We start from the raw sequence: 16,421 nt of genomic DNA, 5'->3' as shown, positions 1-16,421 counted from the left end.
GTTGAAATATGCCTTTTGTGTTTTTAGCCATGACGTTCAACTTTATTTTTAATTTTTCATCAATTTTGCATCAATCCAACCTGCTTCACAGTTTGAGTTAAAAAATGGCGAAACGATCCACGAGTTGCGTTATCTGCTACACATTTTTTAAGGGACTTTTCAACTTTTCTGCATTTATAGGGCAAGTTGTGTGCTTGTGCAAAATCTAACAAAGCTCTGTGTGTTGTATAAGAAATAATTTTTAGAGTGTGAGTTTAGTCTATTGTTTAATTATTGATTTTTAACAAAATTATTTTAAATATTTTTTAATATATGGAAAAATTAGCCTATAATGCGATCAGTTTATTGAGTTCGATTGCAGAACATTTGGGGATAAAATTAAGCAGATTTGGGGTTTTGCTTGGTTTGAATGTTATATGGCAGTGTTTATGTTTTATAAGGCTGAAAAAGCTGATTAAGCTGTCGCATTAAAGTAGTCAAGTTAAGAAAAATAATTTTGGGGGGCTTAACTGATTGTCTTTATCTTAAAAAAATATGCCATTTAGACTGAGCAAAATCTGCTTAATTTTTTACGTGATCAATCATCAATAAATCTTGCGTTATCATCATTTTGATTGAGTACGGTATGATTTTAGATAAAAAGCAAAACTTTTCTTTAAAGCCACTGAGTGTGGCGTGTTTATTGGCCATGAGTATCTCAGGCTGTTCATCGGGTTCAGGCTCTCAGTCAAGCACGGTTCAAGTCACTGATGTGTTGGGGGCAGAAAATGTCAGCCAAGAAGATCAACCGACTACAAATGAAGGCATTGGCAGCGGAGTAGAGCAACCTGTCGCACCATCTGCCCCCATTACCGATCAACCTCCTGTGAATTTAGAGCTAGATCATGGCGATGTATCATCCAATGGTGGTGGTTTGAGTGGTGGCAGTACAGATCATGGCAATACATCACCAACTGAAGATTCACTTTTAGACAGCAATGATGCTGTACCTAGCGATGATGCTACCGTTTTAGAAAATAATGATGTCAATCAGCCTGATACGATACCTACACTTGAATCACCTCCGTCAGAAGTAGAGCAACCAGTCGATGTGGTAGCTCCACCTGCAGTAGAGCCTGCTTTAACCGACACCGTTTTGGTCGATAGTGCAATTCAAGATATTGAAGTACCACAAGATACATCTGAAGTTGAGATGGGTAGTACGATTCAAGAACTTGAACCCTCACAAAACACTTTAGAAGTCGAAACAGGCAGTGCATTTCTTGAAAGGAAGGCAATTTAACCATCACAGGCAACTATTCGATGCAGATTGCTGCAGATCAGCAGCAACATGCGGGTTTTAAAGCACGTTTTGGCAATTTGCTGACGGTAACGGGAACCGCCAATTTGGCAGGGACTTTGAACCTGTTTGATGAAGTGCCACTTGATCAGCCACTTATTACTGCACAAGGTTCACAAACTACCGTATTACGTGCGCAACAAGGCGTACAGCGTGAGTTCGATGCTTATCGCTCAAGCAATCCATTATTTGAGTTGACACAAGTTAGTTATCGTCCTGAACTGAATGCAACGGGCGAGCCTGTACGTGCGGCAGATACAATCAATACCGATGTGGTGATTACGGCAAAGCGTAAATCGACTGAAACGGTGGCGGCTCTTGCTGCTGAACTTGAAGGACGTACTCAGGTTGCCCGTAATTTAGATGTAGTTTTAGCAAGTCTTGATCAGAAACAACAGTTAGAAACGCTGGAAGATGCTGAAAAAGTTTTTGCCAATCGCTTATTTAACAATTTTGCTCAAACTATACGTTATAGCAATGCTGCTGAAAGTACAGTTTCTACGCAGGCATTGAATCAACTGTTTCATCAACTTGATCCAAGTTTTTATGCCAATACCGTTTTAAATGTCGCAGAAGAAAGCAGCAAGCAAGAACGTCAGTTTGCACAGCGTTTGGCAACCGCACAACCCAAACAGCTTTGGTTTTCGGGTGATTACCAAAGTTATGATATGGATTATGTCGGCTTAAATAGTGAGCGCCGTAGTCATCATCAAGGTGTTGGTGTGGCAACAAAACTGGCAGGGATGACCTTGGCAGCGCAGGCCGATTTCAGTCAACTGAACTTAGATGATGCCGTACAAACAGGCTCAAAAAATAGCAGTCAGAGCAAAGCCTATGCACTAACTATGGGGACAGCACAGCAGCTTAATCGTGATTTAAGTGTCGCGGCATGGTTAAAAGGCATGCAGGTGGATGTTGACGCGCAGCGTGGTCATGCTCAAGCACAAAAAATACAGTTTGATGGACAAATGTATGCCGCAGGTTTGCGTCTAGATTATAGCTATCCACTCAGTCAAAAAATGCAGATTCAACCGTATTTAGACGCTTCGTTCCAACATTATGTTCATGCCGAACAAACTCAGCAGGATGGTGTCAACAGCTTAGATGATTTGGTGATGCAGCGCTGGAATTTTGGTGCAGGTTTGCAAGCCAATTACCAGTTGAATCCAGCATGGCAATTGCAAGGCAGCTTGTATTACAGCCAACCGATTCAGGAAAAAGCATATTTAGATACCCATTATGTAGGCACAGCGGAGAAACTGAAGTTTGATGCATGGCATGCCGATCAAGGTCAATATCATGCTGCCTTAGGTTCACAACTTCACTTTGGACAACATAGTTTTCTCAATTTGAATTATGAATATAGCGGGCGATCACATAGCGACAGTCATCGGGTACAGTTGGCGGTAACGACTCGATTCTAATTGATCGTTTTATTCATGAGAAAGTCATGAAAAAGCGTAGATTTGCGTATGAATGAGAAGTTTGAATCTTGATTGAAACAGCCATGTAGATAAATCTGCATGGCTGTTTTTTAGATCACAGTCAAATGGACTGAGTTTTAGACCGCATAGCGACTCATTAAAGTCAGTGGTGCTTTGGACTGTAAATAATCGGCAGGAATAAATACGATATTGGCAGCGTGTTGCTGTGCTGCATCAATAATATGGTTGATCACATCGTCTGTGGCTTGTGCGCTGTCAGGTGCGTGCGCTTGATCTAGATAAATTCGTTGCTGGTCGGTATCGACCCAACCTGTCTGCATGTAGCCTTGTTGAACATATAAAGTATCGACATTATTTTGCAACACTGCCTGATAAATTTGCTGCAGATCGGTCACAACACGGTCACTGGCATAGAGTTCATCCAGTTGCTGCGCATGTTGCTGATGCAATTGTTGTTGATGGCTTTTTAGCTCGGTCTGAATACTGTCAATAATGTGTTGTGCGCTGCCTTGTTCTAGCTGAGTGACGTTATCTACACTGAAAATAATGGCATTGGGTTGGTCGCAAATAGATTCATAAAAACTGATATTGCGTCGATCACCCACAATGACCAAGCCCAATGGCTCACTGGCACGTACAGTTTGCACATTTTTATCGACACGGTTTAAAAACTCTTTGAGTAAACGGTCTTCATTGGCGGCTGTGGCACGTTCTGCACCGCTGGTGCTATATAAGTTATCATTTTGAACAGGAAATGCACCATGTGGCAGTCGTTCATTCAAGTCGCTGTCATCTACAGATAACTCATGGATTACACGATCATTGGAGGCCTTAATCAGACGTCCAACTTCACGACTGATCACTACCACATAGTATTGCACTGCATAAGATAGCTCACGAATAAAATCACGCACTGAAAATTGTTGATCAATCACAATACGTTCTTGGGTAGGGAATGGCAGACGCAGTACTTGTGCACTGTCGGCTGTGGCAAAAATAGCCAGACTGTCTAAATGGTAGTTGGGATTCAAATCTTTGGTTTGATGATGAATCTGTTCTAAAATTTGTGCCACCAGACGTTTGTCATAGTCTGCCAACAGGCGTTCTTCGAGTTGTTTAAGTTGGTTTTTAAGAGCAATCACATCTTGCTGATTGTCTGGAAAGGTACGATGTGTGGGTAGAAATAAGCTGACTGCAGGTTGTGCCTGCACATTTTTAAGTTGGTTGAGGGTGTCTGTTAAATTAAGCATGTTGGAATTCCTCTTCTAATGAAAATAAGAAGAACAACCAAATGCTTGAGCAAGATAAAACTCAAAGTACTGCTTTATACTCCACTCAAGTCAGTTTTAGTCAGCATCTACAACATTTTGCTACCGTGCTAAGTGCTGCATAAAATGCCGAATAGCATTGTATAAAAGCTGACAAAACAACATTTTCGGTTGTTCAAGTCTGAAAAAAACGAAATAAAAAACTAAAAATAGAAAAGATAAAAAATAAGCAAAAACAGCATAACAAGGAAAGTTATTCAATCGCCTGCTTTTGAATAGAGAAATACCTGAAAAATGTAAGGGATTATGAGACCTTGGTAATTTTGTAAACTGTGTATAAAAAAGCAGTGCCGAGGCACTGCTTTTGGGTTTCTCAATTGCGATTCGCAATTACATATTCGGGTAATTCGGACCACCGCCACCTTCAGGTGTTACCCAAGTGATGTTCTGTGATGGGTCTTTAATGTCACAAGTCTTACAGTGAACACAGTTGGCTGCGTTAATCTGGAAGCGTTTTGAACCATCATCATTTTCCATGATTTCATAAACACCCGCAGGGCAGTAGCGCTGTGCAGGCTCATCCCATTTAGGTAAGTTTACGTTCACTGGAATAGAGGTATCTGTCAACTTTAAGTGTGCTGGCTGATTTTCTTCATGTACGGTATTCGATACGAACACTGAAGATAAACGGTCAAAAGTCAGCTTGCCATCTGGTTTTGGATAGTTCGGTTTAAAGCTGGTTGCATCTACAGTTTTGAGTGCGCTGAAATCAGGCACTAAATCATGCAAAGTAAATGGTACTTTAAACACGTTCTGGTCGATAAAGTTAAACGCACCACCCATCCATTGACCAAACTTATGCATTGCAGGGCCAAAGTTACGTGCGCTATAAAGTTCTTCTTTCAGCCAGCTGTTGTTGAATTTTTCAGTGTAAGCCGTTAGCTCTTTCACAAAGAAATCTTCGCCTTCAGTTACGCGAGCAATCGCCAAGTCACCGCCTTTTGCGACACCTGCAGCAATCGCTTCAAATACTGCTTCACCGCAAAGCATGCCAGACTTCATGGCGGTATGAGAGCCTTTGATTTTGGCAAAGTTTAAGAAGCCTGCATCATCACCAATTAAAGAACCACCTGGGAAGGTGAATTTTGGCAATGAGTTAAAGCCACCTTTGGTCACAGCACGTGCACCATAAGAAATACGCTTGCCGCCTTCTAGATACTGTTTAATTAGAGGGTGAGTTTTCCAGCGCTGCATTTCCATAAATGGATACATGTGTGGGTTGGTATACGACAAGTCCACAATCATACCCAAAGTCACTTGGTTGTTTTCTGCGTGGTATAACCACCAACCGCCTGACGAACCTGTTTCACTTAATGGCCAGCCTGCACCGTGCATGACTAAACCTGGTTTGTGTTTTGCAGGGTCAATTTCCCAAAGTTCTTTAATACCAATCCCGTAGTGTTGCGGATCGGCATCTTTATCCAAATTGAATTGCTGGATTAAACGCTTACCTAAATGACCACGACAGCCTTCTGCGAAAATGGTGTATTTGGCATGTAGTTCATAACCCGGTGTGAAGTTATGCGTTGGCTCGCCATCTTTACCAATGCCCATGTCACCAGTTTGGATGCCTTTAACCGTACCATCGGCATGGTAAAGAATTTCAGATGCCGCAAAGCCAGGGAAAATAGAAACTTCTAATTCTTCGGCTTTTTGACCTAACCAACGCACCACGTTGCCTAACGAGATCACGTAGTTACCATCGTTATGCATGGTTTTAGGCACCATCCAATGCGGTGCTTGCTGAGCTTTTTCAGGTGACATCAAGAAGAAAGTTTTATCTTCAGTCACAGGCACATTTAAAGGCGCACCTTCTTCTTTCCAGTTAGGAAATAACTCGTTGATGGCGCGAGGCTCAAGAATTGCACCCGAAAGGATATGCGCACCAACTTCAGAGCCTTTTTCGACCACACAAACGGACAGATCATTTAAATTGTTTTCAATTGCAAGTTGACGAATTTTGATCGCAGCAGAAAGACCCGCAGGGCCTGCGCCTACGATGACTACGTCAAACTCCATCGATTCACGTTCGATGTGTTCCATGTAGGACTCCTCATATAATTGAAGGTGGCAACCGCATCAAGCAACGGTGCTGCCATGAGTATTTTTAGTTGCCAGACACAAATTTAATCGTGTCTTTTACAGTATGGGTAAGTATTGTGAGCTAGTATAGTTTTAAACCGAGTCTTAGCCAATTGGCTGAATCGTATTATTTTTCCGTCAGTAAGGTACTGCAGCATGAAGCATGACGATAATTCAATCAAACCGACAGAAAATGTAGCTACGGCTGATAATAAAAATTTAATGCACATTGCACAATATATAAAAACTGGACAGTCAGGTCACAAAAGATCAATCCCTCCTTTGGAGCAATGGCATCCAAAGCATTGTGGAGCAATGGATTTGCTGGTCAAAGCCAATGGAGAATGGTGGCACGAAGGTCAATTGATCAAACGTCAGGCATTGGTTGATCTGTTTTCTAGTGTGTTATGGAAAGAGCAGGGCAAGTTTTATTTAAAAACCCCAGTGGAACAAATTGAAATCCAGGTAGAAGATGAGCCTTTGTTCATCAATCAGGTTGATGTGGTCGAAATCGGACAGCAAAATTATATTCAACTTATCACTACACATCAGGATATTGTGATTGTTGATGCCGAGCATCCTATTTTTATGCGTGAATATGCAGGTGAGCTGCGTCCTTATGTGCATGTGCGTTTTGGTATTAATGCCCTGATTCAGCGTGCGGCTTTTTTACATTTGGTGGAATTGGGCGAGCTGAGTGAAAATGCGCAGGGCGAAACGATTTTATCGTTGAAAAGTGGTGATTTGCACTTGCATTTAAGCAGCTGAGGTTTAAGCTTTATTCATCCCATTTTGTATTGCTGAATCTCTTGCTATGACAGCCATTCATCCTGTTTCTCCCTTAAATCAAGCCATGCCAAAAGCACAAGCCAGTGCGCCAATTGGTATTTTTGATTCGGGCATAGGAGGCTTGTCAGTTGCCATTGAAATTGCAGAATATTTGCCCAATGAGCGCATCCTTTATTATGCCGATACTGCACATGTGCCGTATGGCCCACGTGATGATCAAAATATTCGAGAACTCACTGCAGCTGCAATCGAATGGTTATATCGACAAGGTTGTAAAGTTGCGGTCGTGGCGTGTAATACTGCTTCTGCTTTTAGTCTAGATTATCTGCGCGATCATTACGGCGAAGATTTTCCCATTATTGGTTTAGTGCCTGCTTTAAAGCCTGCCGTATTAAATAGCCAAAGCAAAACTGTGGCTGTACTTGCGACGCCTGCGACTTTTCGCGGACAACTTATTAAAGATGTGATGCAGCGTTTTGCGATTCCTGCTCAAGTGCAAGTCTTGAATGTCACCAATCTAGATTTAGTGCCTTTTGTTGAGCAAGGGGCGCAAATGAGTGAGGCATGTTTAAGTTCCTTACAGCAGAGTTTGCAACCTGTGGTCGATCAGGGCGCGGACTATTTGGTGCTCGGTTGTACCCATTATCCTTTCCTAAAACCTGCGATTGAGTCCATTTTTGGTCAGAAACTGACATTAATTGACTCAGGAATTGCCGTTGCGCGTCAAACTTCCCGCATTTTAATTAAAAATGAGTTATTATTTGAACAAAGTTTGGCAGATACTTTACAAATTGCGTGTTATGTCAGCGGGAACAATGCAGAACAATTAAAGCCCGTGTTGCAGCATCTTATTCCAGGCAATATTTCTTGGAGTATCGCAAATGTGAGTACTGTGGACTGACTTTAAGATAATTTTTTTATGATTGGGGAAAGGCATTACAAGTAGACGGTGACCGACTTGTAATGGCAATAGGAGAGGGGAAACCAATGCTCGATAAGCGCTATCAGGTCTTTATCTCGACGTCTGGGGCAGATATGCAGCCAGAACGAGTGATCTTGGCACAAACATTGGTGGGAATGGGTTTTTTTTCGTGGGGTTTAGAACAACGTACCCCACTCAGCACTGCATTTGCACGCCGTCAAATTGATGATTGTGATTATGTGGTGATTCTATTGGGCAGCCAGTACGGTGAGCAATCGGTGTCGGGCGTGGGGTATATGCATTTAGAGTATATTTATGCAGTCACCAAGCAAAAGCCGATCATTGTATTTATGCACGAAGACCCAGATTCACGTGATTCATCTTTACATGATGAAAAACCTGAATTGCGTGAAAAATTCAAAGAGTTCCGTAAATTATTACAACAAGAAGTCGATCAGGTGTTTAGCTACCGCACTCTGCGTGATTTAGAGCTTGCTGTCCGCTTTAATATGTCGCAAATGCTAGAGCGTTATCCGACTTCTGGTTGGGTGCGCCCGCAAAATACACAAGCTTTGCATGATGAAATTGAACGTTTAAAAAGTAAGTTACGTCAGCTGGAAACCGATGTGGGACAGCGCGAAGCAGACCCGTTTCTAAGCGTATCTAAAGTGTCGATGAATGAATCATATCGTTTTGAATATCGCATGCATGCCTATCAGGATGGTAACTTTAGAGAGCTGAAAGTTGAGCGAAGTTTAAGTTGGGCGCAGTTGTTGGCAATTTTAGGCAATACTTTTATTCATCCAACCCCTGAAGAATATTTTTCGAAACGCATGAATGAATATTTGAATGAAACTGGTTTGGAGGATGCACGTCGGATCATGCCACGTGCGCATGCAGTTGCACGTGCCCAAATCAATATTCGGGCCTTGCATCAGATTAAAATGCAAATGCGTCAAAATGACTGGATTGTGCAGGCGGGGCGTGATGATCGTCAGCGGATGTTGTGGCAAACCACGGCAAAAGCGCAAAAACTTTTAGAGAGCAATTTGCTAGATACCGATCGGGTTTATTCATTTAAAACACCGTATTAATCTCTCAATACAGAGTGAAAAAACTGTTAAAGTAGTCGGGCTCAATCATCAGACACGAGGGCTGGATGTTGTCTACAGCAAAACCCAAAGTAACCGTTCTTTTAGCCAATTTAGGTACGCCTGATGAACCGACTGCAGCAGCGGTTCGCCGTTTTTTAAAGCAGTTTTTGTCTGATCAGCGCGTGATTGAAATTCCCAAACCGATTTGGCAAATCATTTTGAACTTATTCATTTTGCCATTTCGTCCTAAGCGTGTTGCACATGCTTATGCTATGGTATGGCAGCAAGATTCACCCATGCGGGAAATTTTGTTGCAACAGGTTGCGGCTTTAAAGCAACAGTTGATACCACAGTATTCAGATATTGAATTAGAGATTGTGCCTGTAATGACCTATGGCAATCCTGGGATTCAGCAAGCATTGGCAGGTTTGAGTCAAAACCCACCTGATCATGTGATTTTATTTCCGCTGTTCCCGCAGTATTCAGCTACATCCACTGCGCCTTTGTACGATGCCGTTGCCCACTGGATTCCGAAGCAACGTAATTTACCTGGGCTGTCGATCATTCGTGATTATTATCAGCATCCTTTATATATTCAGGCTTTGGCGCAAAGTGTACGTGACTTTCAGGCCGAACATGGTGTGGCAGAAAAATTATTGATGTCATTTCATGGCATTCCACAACCCTATGCTGATAAGGGCGACCCTTATGCCGAGCGTTGCCGTATCACTGCACAATTGGTTGCCGATGCTTTAAATTTAAATGATGAACAATGGGCAATTAGCTTCCAGTCACGTTTTGGCAAACAGGAATGGGTCAAACCCTATACCGATGTCTTACTTGAAGAATGGGGACAGCAGGGCGTGAAGTCGGTGCAAATTATGAGTCCTGCTTTTTCTGCAGATTGTTTGGAAACGCTAGAAGAATTGGCAATTCAAAACGCAGAATTGTTTTTACAAGCAGGTGGCAAAGAATATGCCTATATTCCTGCACTGAATACTCGTGCCGATCATTTGGATTTGCTCAAACATTTACTTCAAGCTAATCTTGATGCTGTAAAGCTTAACCTAAGCCATTAATTTTTGAGGTTCGCCACCATGTTGCAAGTCAAAATTGTTCCCGTCACCGCTTTTCAGCAAAACTGCTCGATTGTGTGGGATGCAGAAAGCAAAGAAGCAATTTTGATTGATGCAGGCGGTGAGCCTGAAAAGCTGAAAGCCGAAGTTGAAGCGTTGGGTTTAACGGTGAAAGCTTTGTGGCTCACTCATGGACATTTAGACCATGCGGGGGCTGTTGGTGCGTTGCAACATTACTGGAATGTTCCTGTGATTGGTCCACAGAAAGAAGATGCTTTTTGGTTAGATCAACTGCAAGAAGTGTCTGCACGTTATGGTTTTCCTATCCCTGAACAAGTCACGGTTACACAGTGGTTAGAGGGTGGTGAAGTGCTGCAATTGGGTCAAGAAAGCTTTGAAGTGCGTTATGCACCAGGGCATACCCCAGGCCATGTGATGTTTTATAATGCAAAATATGGCGTCTTGTGGACAGGCGATGTGCTATTTAAAGGCTCGATTGGACGCACCGATTTTCCACGTGGGAATCATCAACAATTATTAGATTCAATTCAGCGCGAGTGTTTTAGTTTGCCCGATGACACTCAGTTTATTTCGGGGCATGGTCCCATCAGTACCATTGGATTTGAAAAACAGAACAACCCTTTTGTGGCGGGGCAAGCAGGTTAAAAGCAGTGTGTATTTATGCTTTAAGAAAAAGTCAGCAGTCGCTGACTTTTTTATTTGCGAAAGGGATTATTCAGCATTTGTTTGCTTTCAATTGCAAACAGCATTGTGAAAATTGTCAGTAAGATGCCTATGCACAGCATGAGTAAATCATGCGCGTACAGTCCAAAGCCTAAACTGCTGGTAGAGAGTAAAATACACAGCATTACAATTCCTTTTAACATGATTTCCATGGTGAAATGTTCCTAGGTTATTTTTTTGCTTTCTTTATTGTTATGTGCAGTGACGGAGTCACGAATAGTGCAAAGTATAACCTGTGCTAATTCTGCTGAAAGCAATTATAGAACAACTAAATTTTGAATAATTTTTCTAAAAATGTGAAAAATTCCATGAAACTGTGTGTAGTTTTAGGCAATATTTGGCGTGGAAATTTATTGCTTATTCCTCAGAGTTTTCTGCTTGCGGAGCATCTTGGGTGGGTAAGCGATACTCGTCATTTGCCCATGCGCCTAAATCAATTAACTTGCAACGCTCGGAACAAAATGGACGAAAAGGATTGTCTTCCCATTGTGTAGCTTCGCCACAACGTGGGCAAGGGAAAGTACGTGGCATGCTGAACTCCTATGAAAAATACAGGATTGGATTAGGCAAATAGCACCTGACTTGGTAGACTTGTGCCGAATTTTGTAAGTTTGATCTGATTATGCCAATTCGTCAATTTCAAGCCCAGCGTATGCATGCCCCTCGTGATTTTCAAGCCATTGCCAATGAATCGATTTGTGTTGAAATTGGTGCGGGAAAAGGCAGGCATGCTTTATTATTTAGTGGGCAGCATCCTGAGCACAAGTTGATTGCAATTGAGCGCACCCGTGAAAAATTTTTGGCGATGCAAAAACAGCATCAGCTTGAAGGTCAGCAGAACTTACAGATTGTTCATGCCGATGCGATTCCATGGATTGTGCATGCTTTATTTCCTGCTCAAGTCGAGCAATTCTTTATTTTATATCCGAATCCAGAACCACATAATGCCACCCAGCGTTGGTTGAATATGCCGTTTTTTGAGTTTCTATTGTCGCGTTTAAAAGCAGGCGGCAGTATTACTTTAGTAAGTAATATTCCTGAATATATTGCAGAAGCACAGCAACAGCTGATTGAAGTGTGGAAATTGCCATTTATTCAGCAGGATGTTCCAGTAGATTCAGCACGCACTCACTTTGAAATCAAATATTTAGCACGTGGTGAGCGTTGTCAGGAACTGCTGATCACCAAACCTGCGGCTTATACAACCCGTTTTGATGATTTTCAGCCTTTGCAAGGACAGCAGCCAACTTTAACACCTGCTGCAGTTGAGGCGAAAGTTTCTGCAGACTCAAGTGCAACAACTGAGTAAACAGGCATGAAACAGCGCATTGCAATTATAGGAGCAGGACCAGCAGGGCTAATGGCTGCCGAAGTGCTGAGTCAGTATGCCTATGATGTGCATGTCTATGAGCAAAAACCTTCCGCGGCACGTAAGTTTTTGATGGCGGGTAAAACAGGTCTGAATATTTCACATGCCGAACCGATTGCACAATTTGTTCAGCGTTATGATCAGACGGAATGGTTGGCGCCGTGGATTCAACAATGGGATGCGGCTTGGATTCAAAACTGGATGCAGAGTTTAGGGATTCAGTCTTATGTAGGTTCATCGGGGCGGATTTTCCCACAAGAAATGAAAGCCGCACCTTTGCTGCGCGCATGGTTAAAACGCTTGGTTGATGCAGGCGTGCAGTTTCATTATCGGCATCAGGTATGTGATTTAAATAATAATCAACTCAGTATTCAAAATCTAAGTACAGGTCACATTGAACAACAGCAATTTGCCGCCATTGTGATGGCATGTGGGGCAGTGTCGTGGTCGAAATTGGGTAGTGATGGTGCATGGCAGCGTTGGTTATCTGCCAATGAAATTCAGCCTTTCCAAGCCAGCAATGCAGGGGTGGAATGTCACTGGTCTAACTATATGCAGCCAGTTTTTGGACAACCTTTAAAACGTGTGCAAGCATGGGTGAAAGGCGCTGAAGCGAGCATGGGCGATATTGTGATTAGCCATTATGGTTTGGAAAGTGGCTTAATTTATAAGCAAGGGCGAGCATTGCGACAGTTGCAGCACGCTCAACAACCGCTGCAGTTACAACTCGATTTGCTACCCGATTTAACCGTTGAGCAACTCTACCAAAAGTTGCAACCTTCCAAAAAACAGTCTGTAAGCAATATTTGGCGTAAGGCAGGTTTGGATGCCGTGAAGTCTGCAGTCGTGCGTGAGTTGGTGGATAAAGCCCTTTGGCAGCAACCTATGCAATTGGCGCAGCAGATTAAAAATTTAACGGTGCCTTTAAAGGGTTTTCGTCCTATTGAAGAAGCAATTAGCTGTGCGGGCGGAGTCAAACGTGAGGTTTTATCTGCACAATTGCAGTTAAATTCCAATCCACACGTTTTTCTCTGTGGTGAAATGCTGGATTGGGATGCGCCAACGGGCGGCTATTTGCTGACAGCCTGTTTTGCTACAGGACGCGCTGCCGCTGAAGGAGTGCATCAGTATTTACAGCAGCGTCCGTAAAACACGTTATTCATCAAGTTGTGGATATTGCCCACGCCAATGTTCTAGTTGTTGCTGCGCCTGTAGCAAGTCTGCTAAGCCTTGCTGACGTTGTTCTTTACTGACAGGATAAGGTGCAGAAGTTGTATTTTGAGTTGCTAGATATTGCGCTTGCTGTTCCCAATAATGACTCATTAGGCCTTGAATATAACGCCCTTGCGGTGTCTTTAAATCCAGTTCTTTGAGCATACTCAAGGCAGATTGAATGTTGTCCTGCAGGCGATTTTGTGCAAATGCAGCATCGAGTTGTTGGCTTTCATGCAAGCGTTCTAACTCATCTTCCAAATCATTGCTCATTTGGTCATGGCGTTGTTCATAATCCATCAGCAATTGAATATCATGCGGGTCATCCGCAGTCATTTCAAAGGGCTGAATCGCGGCTTGCTCGACCTGAGTTTGCATGATTTGATCTTCAGGGCTGAGTTTGTCTGCATGTTCTACTTTGCTGCGCTCGCAAGCGCTGAGGGAGAACGCCAAAAAAATTGTTAAGGGAGCAATCGCGTGTTTAAAGGTTATTTGCATTTATTTGCTCCCTCTCATTCAACTTTTTGATAGACATACAAATGTGTACAATAGGGAAATTCAATTTCATCTTGCACATGCTTATTCGTATATTCTAATACTAATTGTTCAAATTGTGTTTTGAGTTGTTGTTGCTGTTCAGTTGGCATTGCAGCAATGAAACTGGTCGAAAGCAAACGCTTAGACACGACTTGTTCAACTGTACCAACATGCGTGTGATGAAATTTCTGCTCGTGAGTAAGTTGGAATAAATCTGTATCGGCAAATACCTGACGCCAGTCCTGATTGTGAAAACGCGGTGTATCGCCCTCAAAAGGCAAAATCATCTGTGCCAGTGCATTGACCCAATTGACTGAAATATCACGTTGATTCCAAATTAACAGCAAATGACCTTGCGGTTTTAAGATTCGGTGAATTTCCTTTAAACTTTGCAGATTGGCAAACCAATGAAAAGATTGCGCACAGCTCACCAAATCTGCACATTGATCGTGCAGTGGTAATTGCTCACTTCGTGCTTGAATTGTCTTAACTTGTGGGTAAAGTTGTTCTAATTCGGCTAACATGCTGGCAATCGGATCTACCGCTATAAGCTGAGTTGTCAGTTTGAGCAAATGTGGCAGGAACTTTCCTGTGCCAGAACCCAAGTCTACAATATTGCTATTAAGTGGAACTTGGAGCTGATCTTGCAGGAAAACATCGACTTCTTGCGGGTAACTGGGACGAACTTGTTGATATAGGTTTGCCCCTAAAGCAAAACCTTGTTGTGCGGCAGGATGTAGAGATTGTGTCATATTTTGCGATTTTTAATCTGCTGTGCATCTATAAAATAACATATTCACTTTTGGACTTGCGTACAGGGTATTCAAGTTTAAAGTAACGGTTTAATTCAGCGCCTTGGCGCCGGTGTGGGAATGGACAAACACATAATTTTTGAAGACGGACATATCCGCGCTATTTTCATGAAAGGCTCATCTCAGGAGCTGATTTTTTCTTTTGGCGATTTAATTACACGGGCCAAAGGAACGTCTATTAATGCCGAAAAATCACTGGAAAAGTTTCATTTTAATGTGATTGGGGTCATGCCTAAGGAAAAATCATGGTTTCCTGAAGCTTCTATGCGTGCCATGTTGGCAGCCATTCAAGACCTGATTGCTCTGTTTAAAATTCGCGTGGGCTATGGCGGCTCAATGGGTGGCTATGCGGCAATTAAATATTCCAATTTGCTGGATTTAAACCGCATTGTGGCTTTGGTGCCGCAATATTCAATTGACCCTGAAGATATTCATGACCCACGCTATAACATGTTTTATCATGCAGACTTAAATGCCAATATGCGCATTCAAGCGCAAGATGTATCGGCACAGCGTGAATATATTGTGGTCTATGACCAATATTATGCTGAAGATCGTGGGCATTATTTAAAAATTCAGCCTTTAATTCCGCATTTACATACCTTACATTTGCCATTTACAGGGCATGATGCAATTGCGATTTTAGCCAACTCTGAATTACTGAATGACTTTTTAACCCATCCTTTTGATGCGCCGTTCTTTTACCAAAAAATTCGCAAGGTGAAAAAAAACAGCAAGTTTTACTATCGTAAAGTGATTGAAAATGTCTTGCCGAACCATCGCTGGTCTTTAGGTCGTATTTTAAAATACAATAACTTACAGCTAGACAGTAACTTTTTTGATGCCAAGTTGAAACAAAACCTGATTCGCTCCTTGCTTAGCAATAAACAGGTCGATCAGCACGATTTAAACAAACTTGGCTTACAAATTCAGTTACCGTATGAAAATCGTAATGTCTTGCTCGACCATTTTGGTCATGGTTTGGTGTTTAACATCATCAGCCAAAAAATTGAGAGCTATGCCGCACATGCAATTGCCTTAAACCATAAATTCCTGATTCCGATTTATGCAAAGGGCAGTGGTTTGGTGCAAATTTATCTGAATGATGAACGCTATTTAATTAGTATGAATGATCGTCATGTCATGAAACTATGCAAAGAACAAGATGCACTTGCTGCAGGCATGCACCCATTAATATTGAAAAAATATAGCGACTATTTTGTGTTGAGCTATAAAGATTTGAACCTGAGCAGTGATGAGTTTGGCGGCAACGACTTTGTGGAAGATTTGCCAGATACTGCCAAATTTACCCTAGAACTGGAACAGTAAGCTGCAAAGTTTGATCCATTATTTAGAAGGTTTAAATTTTAGACACTTGTATTGTTTTGCCATTGGGCTAAGATGATCTTAAAACATGGTTTTGTTGATCATTCCAAGGGTAGTATGTATGACCAAGTTGTTGATGCCTGCTGTGCTTGTTTTGCTGTCCAGTTTCATTTTATCTGCGACTTTGTTTGCAGATGCGCCTGAGCCGAAGGCTTATCTATTTTTTGCTTTAGGTTTGTTGGTATTGTTGGGATTAGGCGCTTATGTATTCCGACAAATTCAAAAATCGATACGCTATCACATGAATAAGCCTGCAGATTAAATGCAGGCTTTTTTATTTGCACTG

At 42.2% G+C, this 16,421-nt stretch carries 16 protein-coding genes; 11 read left to right on the top strand and 5 right to left on the bottom strand.

The window, feature by feature from the left end; genetic code table 11:
- Window positions 1–625: 625 nt before the first annotated feature.
- Both FTT78_RS04370 and FTT78_RS04365 read left to right on the top strand, forming a co-directional pair.
- A complete protein-coding gene (locus FTT78_RS04370; RefSeq protein ID WP_180043904.1) occupies window positions 626–1,282 on the top strand; it encodes a hypothetical protein in 657 nt (218 codons plus the stop codon).
- A 20-nt stretch (window positions 1,283–1,302) separates the two neighbouring features.
- On the top strand, window positions 1,303–2,763 hold the full coding sequence (locus tag FTT78_RS04365; protein ID WP_131261087.1) for an autotransporter outer membrane beta-barrel domain-containing protein: 1,461 nt from the start codon (window positions 1,303–1,305) through the stop codon (window positions 2,761–2,763).
- Window positions 2,764–2,900: 137 nt separating this feature from the next.
- Here the strand turns inward: FTT78_RS04365 and FTT78_RS04360 are convergent, their stop codons facing one another.
- Both FTT78_RS04360 and FTT78_RS04355 read right to left on the bottom strand, forming a co-directional pair.
- Window positions 2,901–4,034 carry a hypothetical protein gene (locus FTT78_RS04360; protein WP_180043906.1) on the bottom strand — a complete coding sequence of 378 codons (1,134 nt, stop codon included), beginning with the start codon at window positions 4,032–4,034 and terminating at the stop codon, window positions 2,901–2,903.
- Window positions 4,035–4,442: 408 nt separating this feature from the next.
- Complete coding sequence (locus FTT78_RS04355) at window positions 4,443–6,155, bottom strand: electron transfer flavoprotein-ubiquinone oxidoreductase (protein ID WP_004975965.1); 1,713 nt, start codon at window positions 6,153–6,155, stop codon at window positions 4,443–4,445.
- 195 nt (window positions 6,156–6,350) lie between these two features.
- On the opposite strand from FTT78_RS04355, the gene FTT78_RS04350 reads away from it, so the two are divergent.
- The 5 genes from FTT78_RS04350 to FTT78_RS04330 all read left to right on the top strand — a co-directional run bounded on the left by FTT78_RS04350 (window position 6,351) and on the right by FTT78_RS04330 (window position 10,741).
- A complete protein-coding gene (locus FTT78_RS04350; RefSeq protein WP_004975967.1) occupies window positions 6,351–6,962 on the top strand; it encodes a DUF1285 domain-containing protein in 612 nt (203 codons plus the stop codon).
- Between the two features lie 46 nt (window positions 6,963–7,008).
- Window positions 7,009–7,884 (top strand): glutamate racemase, encoded by an 876-nt coding sequence (gene murI / locus FTT78_RS04345; RefSeq protein WP_004975969.1) that lies wholly within the window; start codon window positions 7,009–7,011, stop codon window positions 7,882–7,884.
- Between the two features lie 86 nt (window positions 7,885–7,970).
- A complete protein-coding gene (locus FTT78_RS04340; protein WP_096901324.1) occupies window positions 7,971–8,999 on the top strand; it encodes a DUF4062 domain-containing protein in 1,029 nt (342 codons plus the stop codon).
- Between the two features lie 65 nt (window positions 9,000–9,064).
- Window positions 9,065–10,078 (top strand): ferrochelatase, encoded by a 1,014-nt coding sequence (gene hemH / locus FTT78_RS04335; RefSeq protein ID WP_180043908.1) that lies wholly within the window; start codon window positions 9,065–9,067, stop codon window positions 10,076–10,078.
- 18 nt (window positions 10,079–10,096) lie between these two features.
- Window positions 10,097–10,741 carry an MBL fold metallo-hydrolase gene (locus FTT78_RS04330; protein ID WP_131261085.1) on the top strand — a complete coding sequence of 215 codons (645 nt, stop codon included), beginning with the start codon at window positions 10,097–10,099 and terminating at the stop codon, window positions 10,739–10,741.
- A 435-nt stretch (window positions 10,742–11,176) separates the two neighbouring features.
- Here FTT78_RS04330 and FTT78_RS04325 read toward each other — a convergent pair whose 3' ends face one another.
- A complete protein-coding gene (locus FTT78_RS04325; RefSeq protein ID WP_154321096.1) occupies window positions 11,177–11,350 on the bottom strand; it encodes a DNA gyrase inhibitor YacG in 174 nt (57 codons plus the stop codon).
- An 85-nt stretch (window positions 11,351–11,435) separates the two neighbouring features.
- Between FTT78_RS04325 and FTT78_RS04320 the strand changes: the two genes are divergently transcribed.
- Together FTT78_RS04320 and FTT78_RS04315 are read left to right on the top strand one after the other, a co-directional pair.
- Window positions 11,436–12,128 (top strand): tRNA (guanine-N(7)-)-methyltransferase, encoded by a 693-nt coding sequence (locus FTT78_RS04320; RefSeq protein ID WP_257221900.1) that lies wholly within the window; start codon window positions 11,436–11,438, stop codon window positions 12,126–12,128.
- Between the two features lie 6 nt (window positions 12,129–12,134).
- On the top strand, window positions 12,135–13,337 hold the full coding sequence (locus FTT78_RS04315) for a TIGR03862 family flavoprotein (protein WP_131261082.1): 1,203 nt from the start codon (window positions 12,135–12,137) through the stop codon (window positions 13,335–13,337).
- 6 nt (window positions 13,338–13,343) lie between these two features.
- On the opposite strand, the gene FTT78_RS04310 is transcribed toward FTT78_RS04315, so the two are convergent.
- Entirely contained in the window at window positions 13,344–13,898 is a 555-nt protein-coding gene (locus FTT78_RS04310; RefSeq protein ID WP_096901318.1) for a hypothetical protein, read from the bottom strand.
- A 14-nt stretch (window positions 13,899–13,912) separates the two neighbouring features.
- Window positions 13,913–14,689, bottom strand: coding sequence for a class I SAM-dependent methyltransferase (locus FTT78_RS04305; RefSeq protein WP_179989484.1), 777 nt, complete (start codon window positions 14,687–14,689; stop codon window positions 13,913–13,915).
- A 120-nt stretch (window positions 14,690–14,809) separates the two neighbouring features.
- Between FTT78_RS04305 and FTT78_RS04300 the strand changes: the two genes are divergently transcribed.
- Window positions 14,810–16,078: a hypothetical protein gene (locus FTT78_RS04300; RefSeq protein WP_180043912.1), complete on the top strand. Its 1,269-nt coding sequence runs from the start codon at window positions 14,810–14,812 to the stop codon at window positions 16,076–16,078.
- A 118-nt stretch (window positions 16,079–16,196) separates the two neighbouring features.
- Window positions 16,197–16,397, top strand: coding sequence for a hypothetical protein (locus FTT78_RS04295; protein WP_131261079.1), 201 nt, complete (start codon window positions 16,197–16,199; stop codon window positions 16,395–16,397).
- The last annotated feature ends 24 nt before the right edge of the window (window positions 16,398–16,421 follow it).

Origin of the sequence: Acinetobacter sp. YH01011, from assembly GCF_013420785.1 — a bacterium.
GTDB lineage: Bacteria > Pseudomonadota > Gammaproteobacteria > Pseudomonadales > Moraxellaceae > Acinetobacter > Acinetobacter towneri.
Note: the sequence above shows the minus strand (reverse complement) of the source record. Positions and strands in the feature narration are given on the sequence as shown.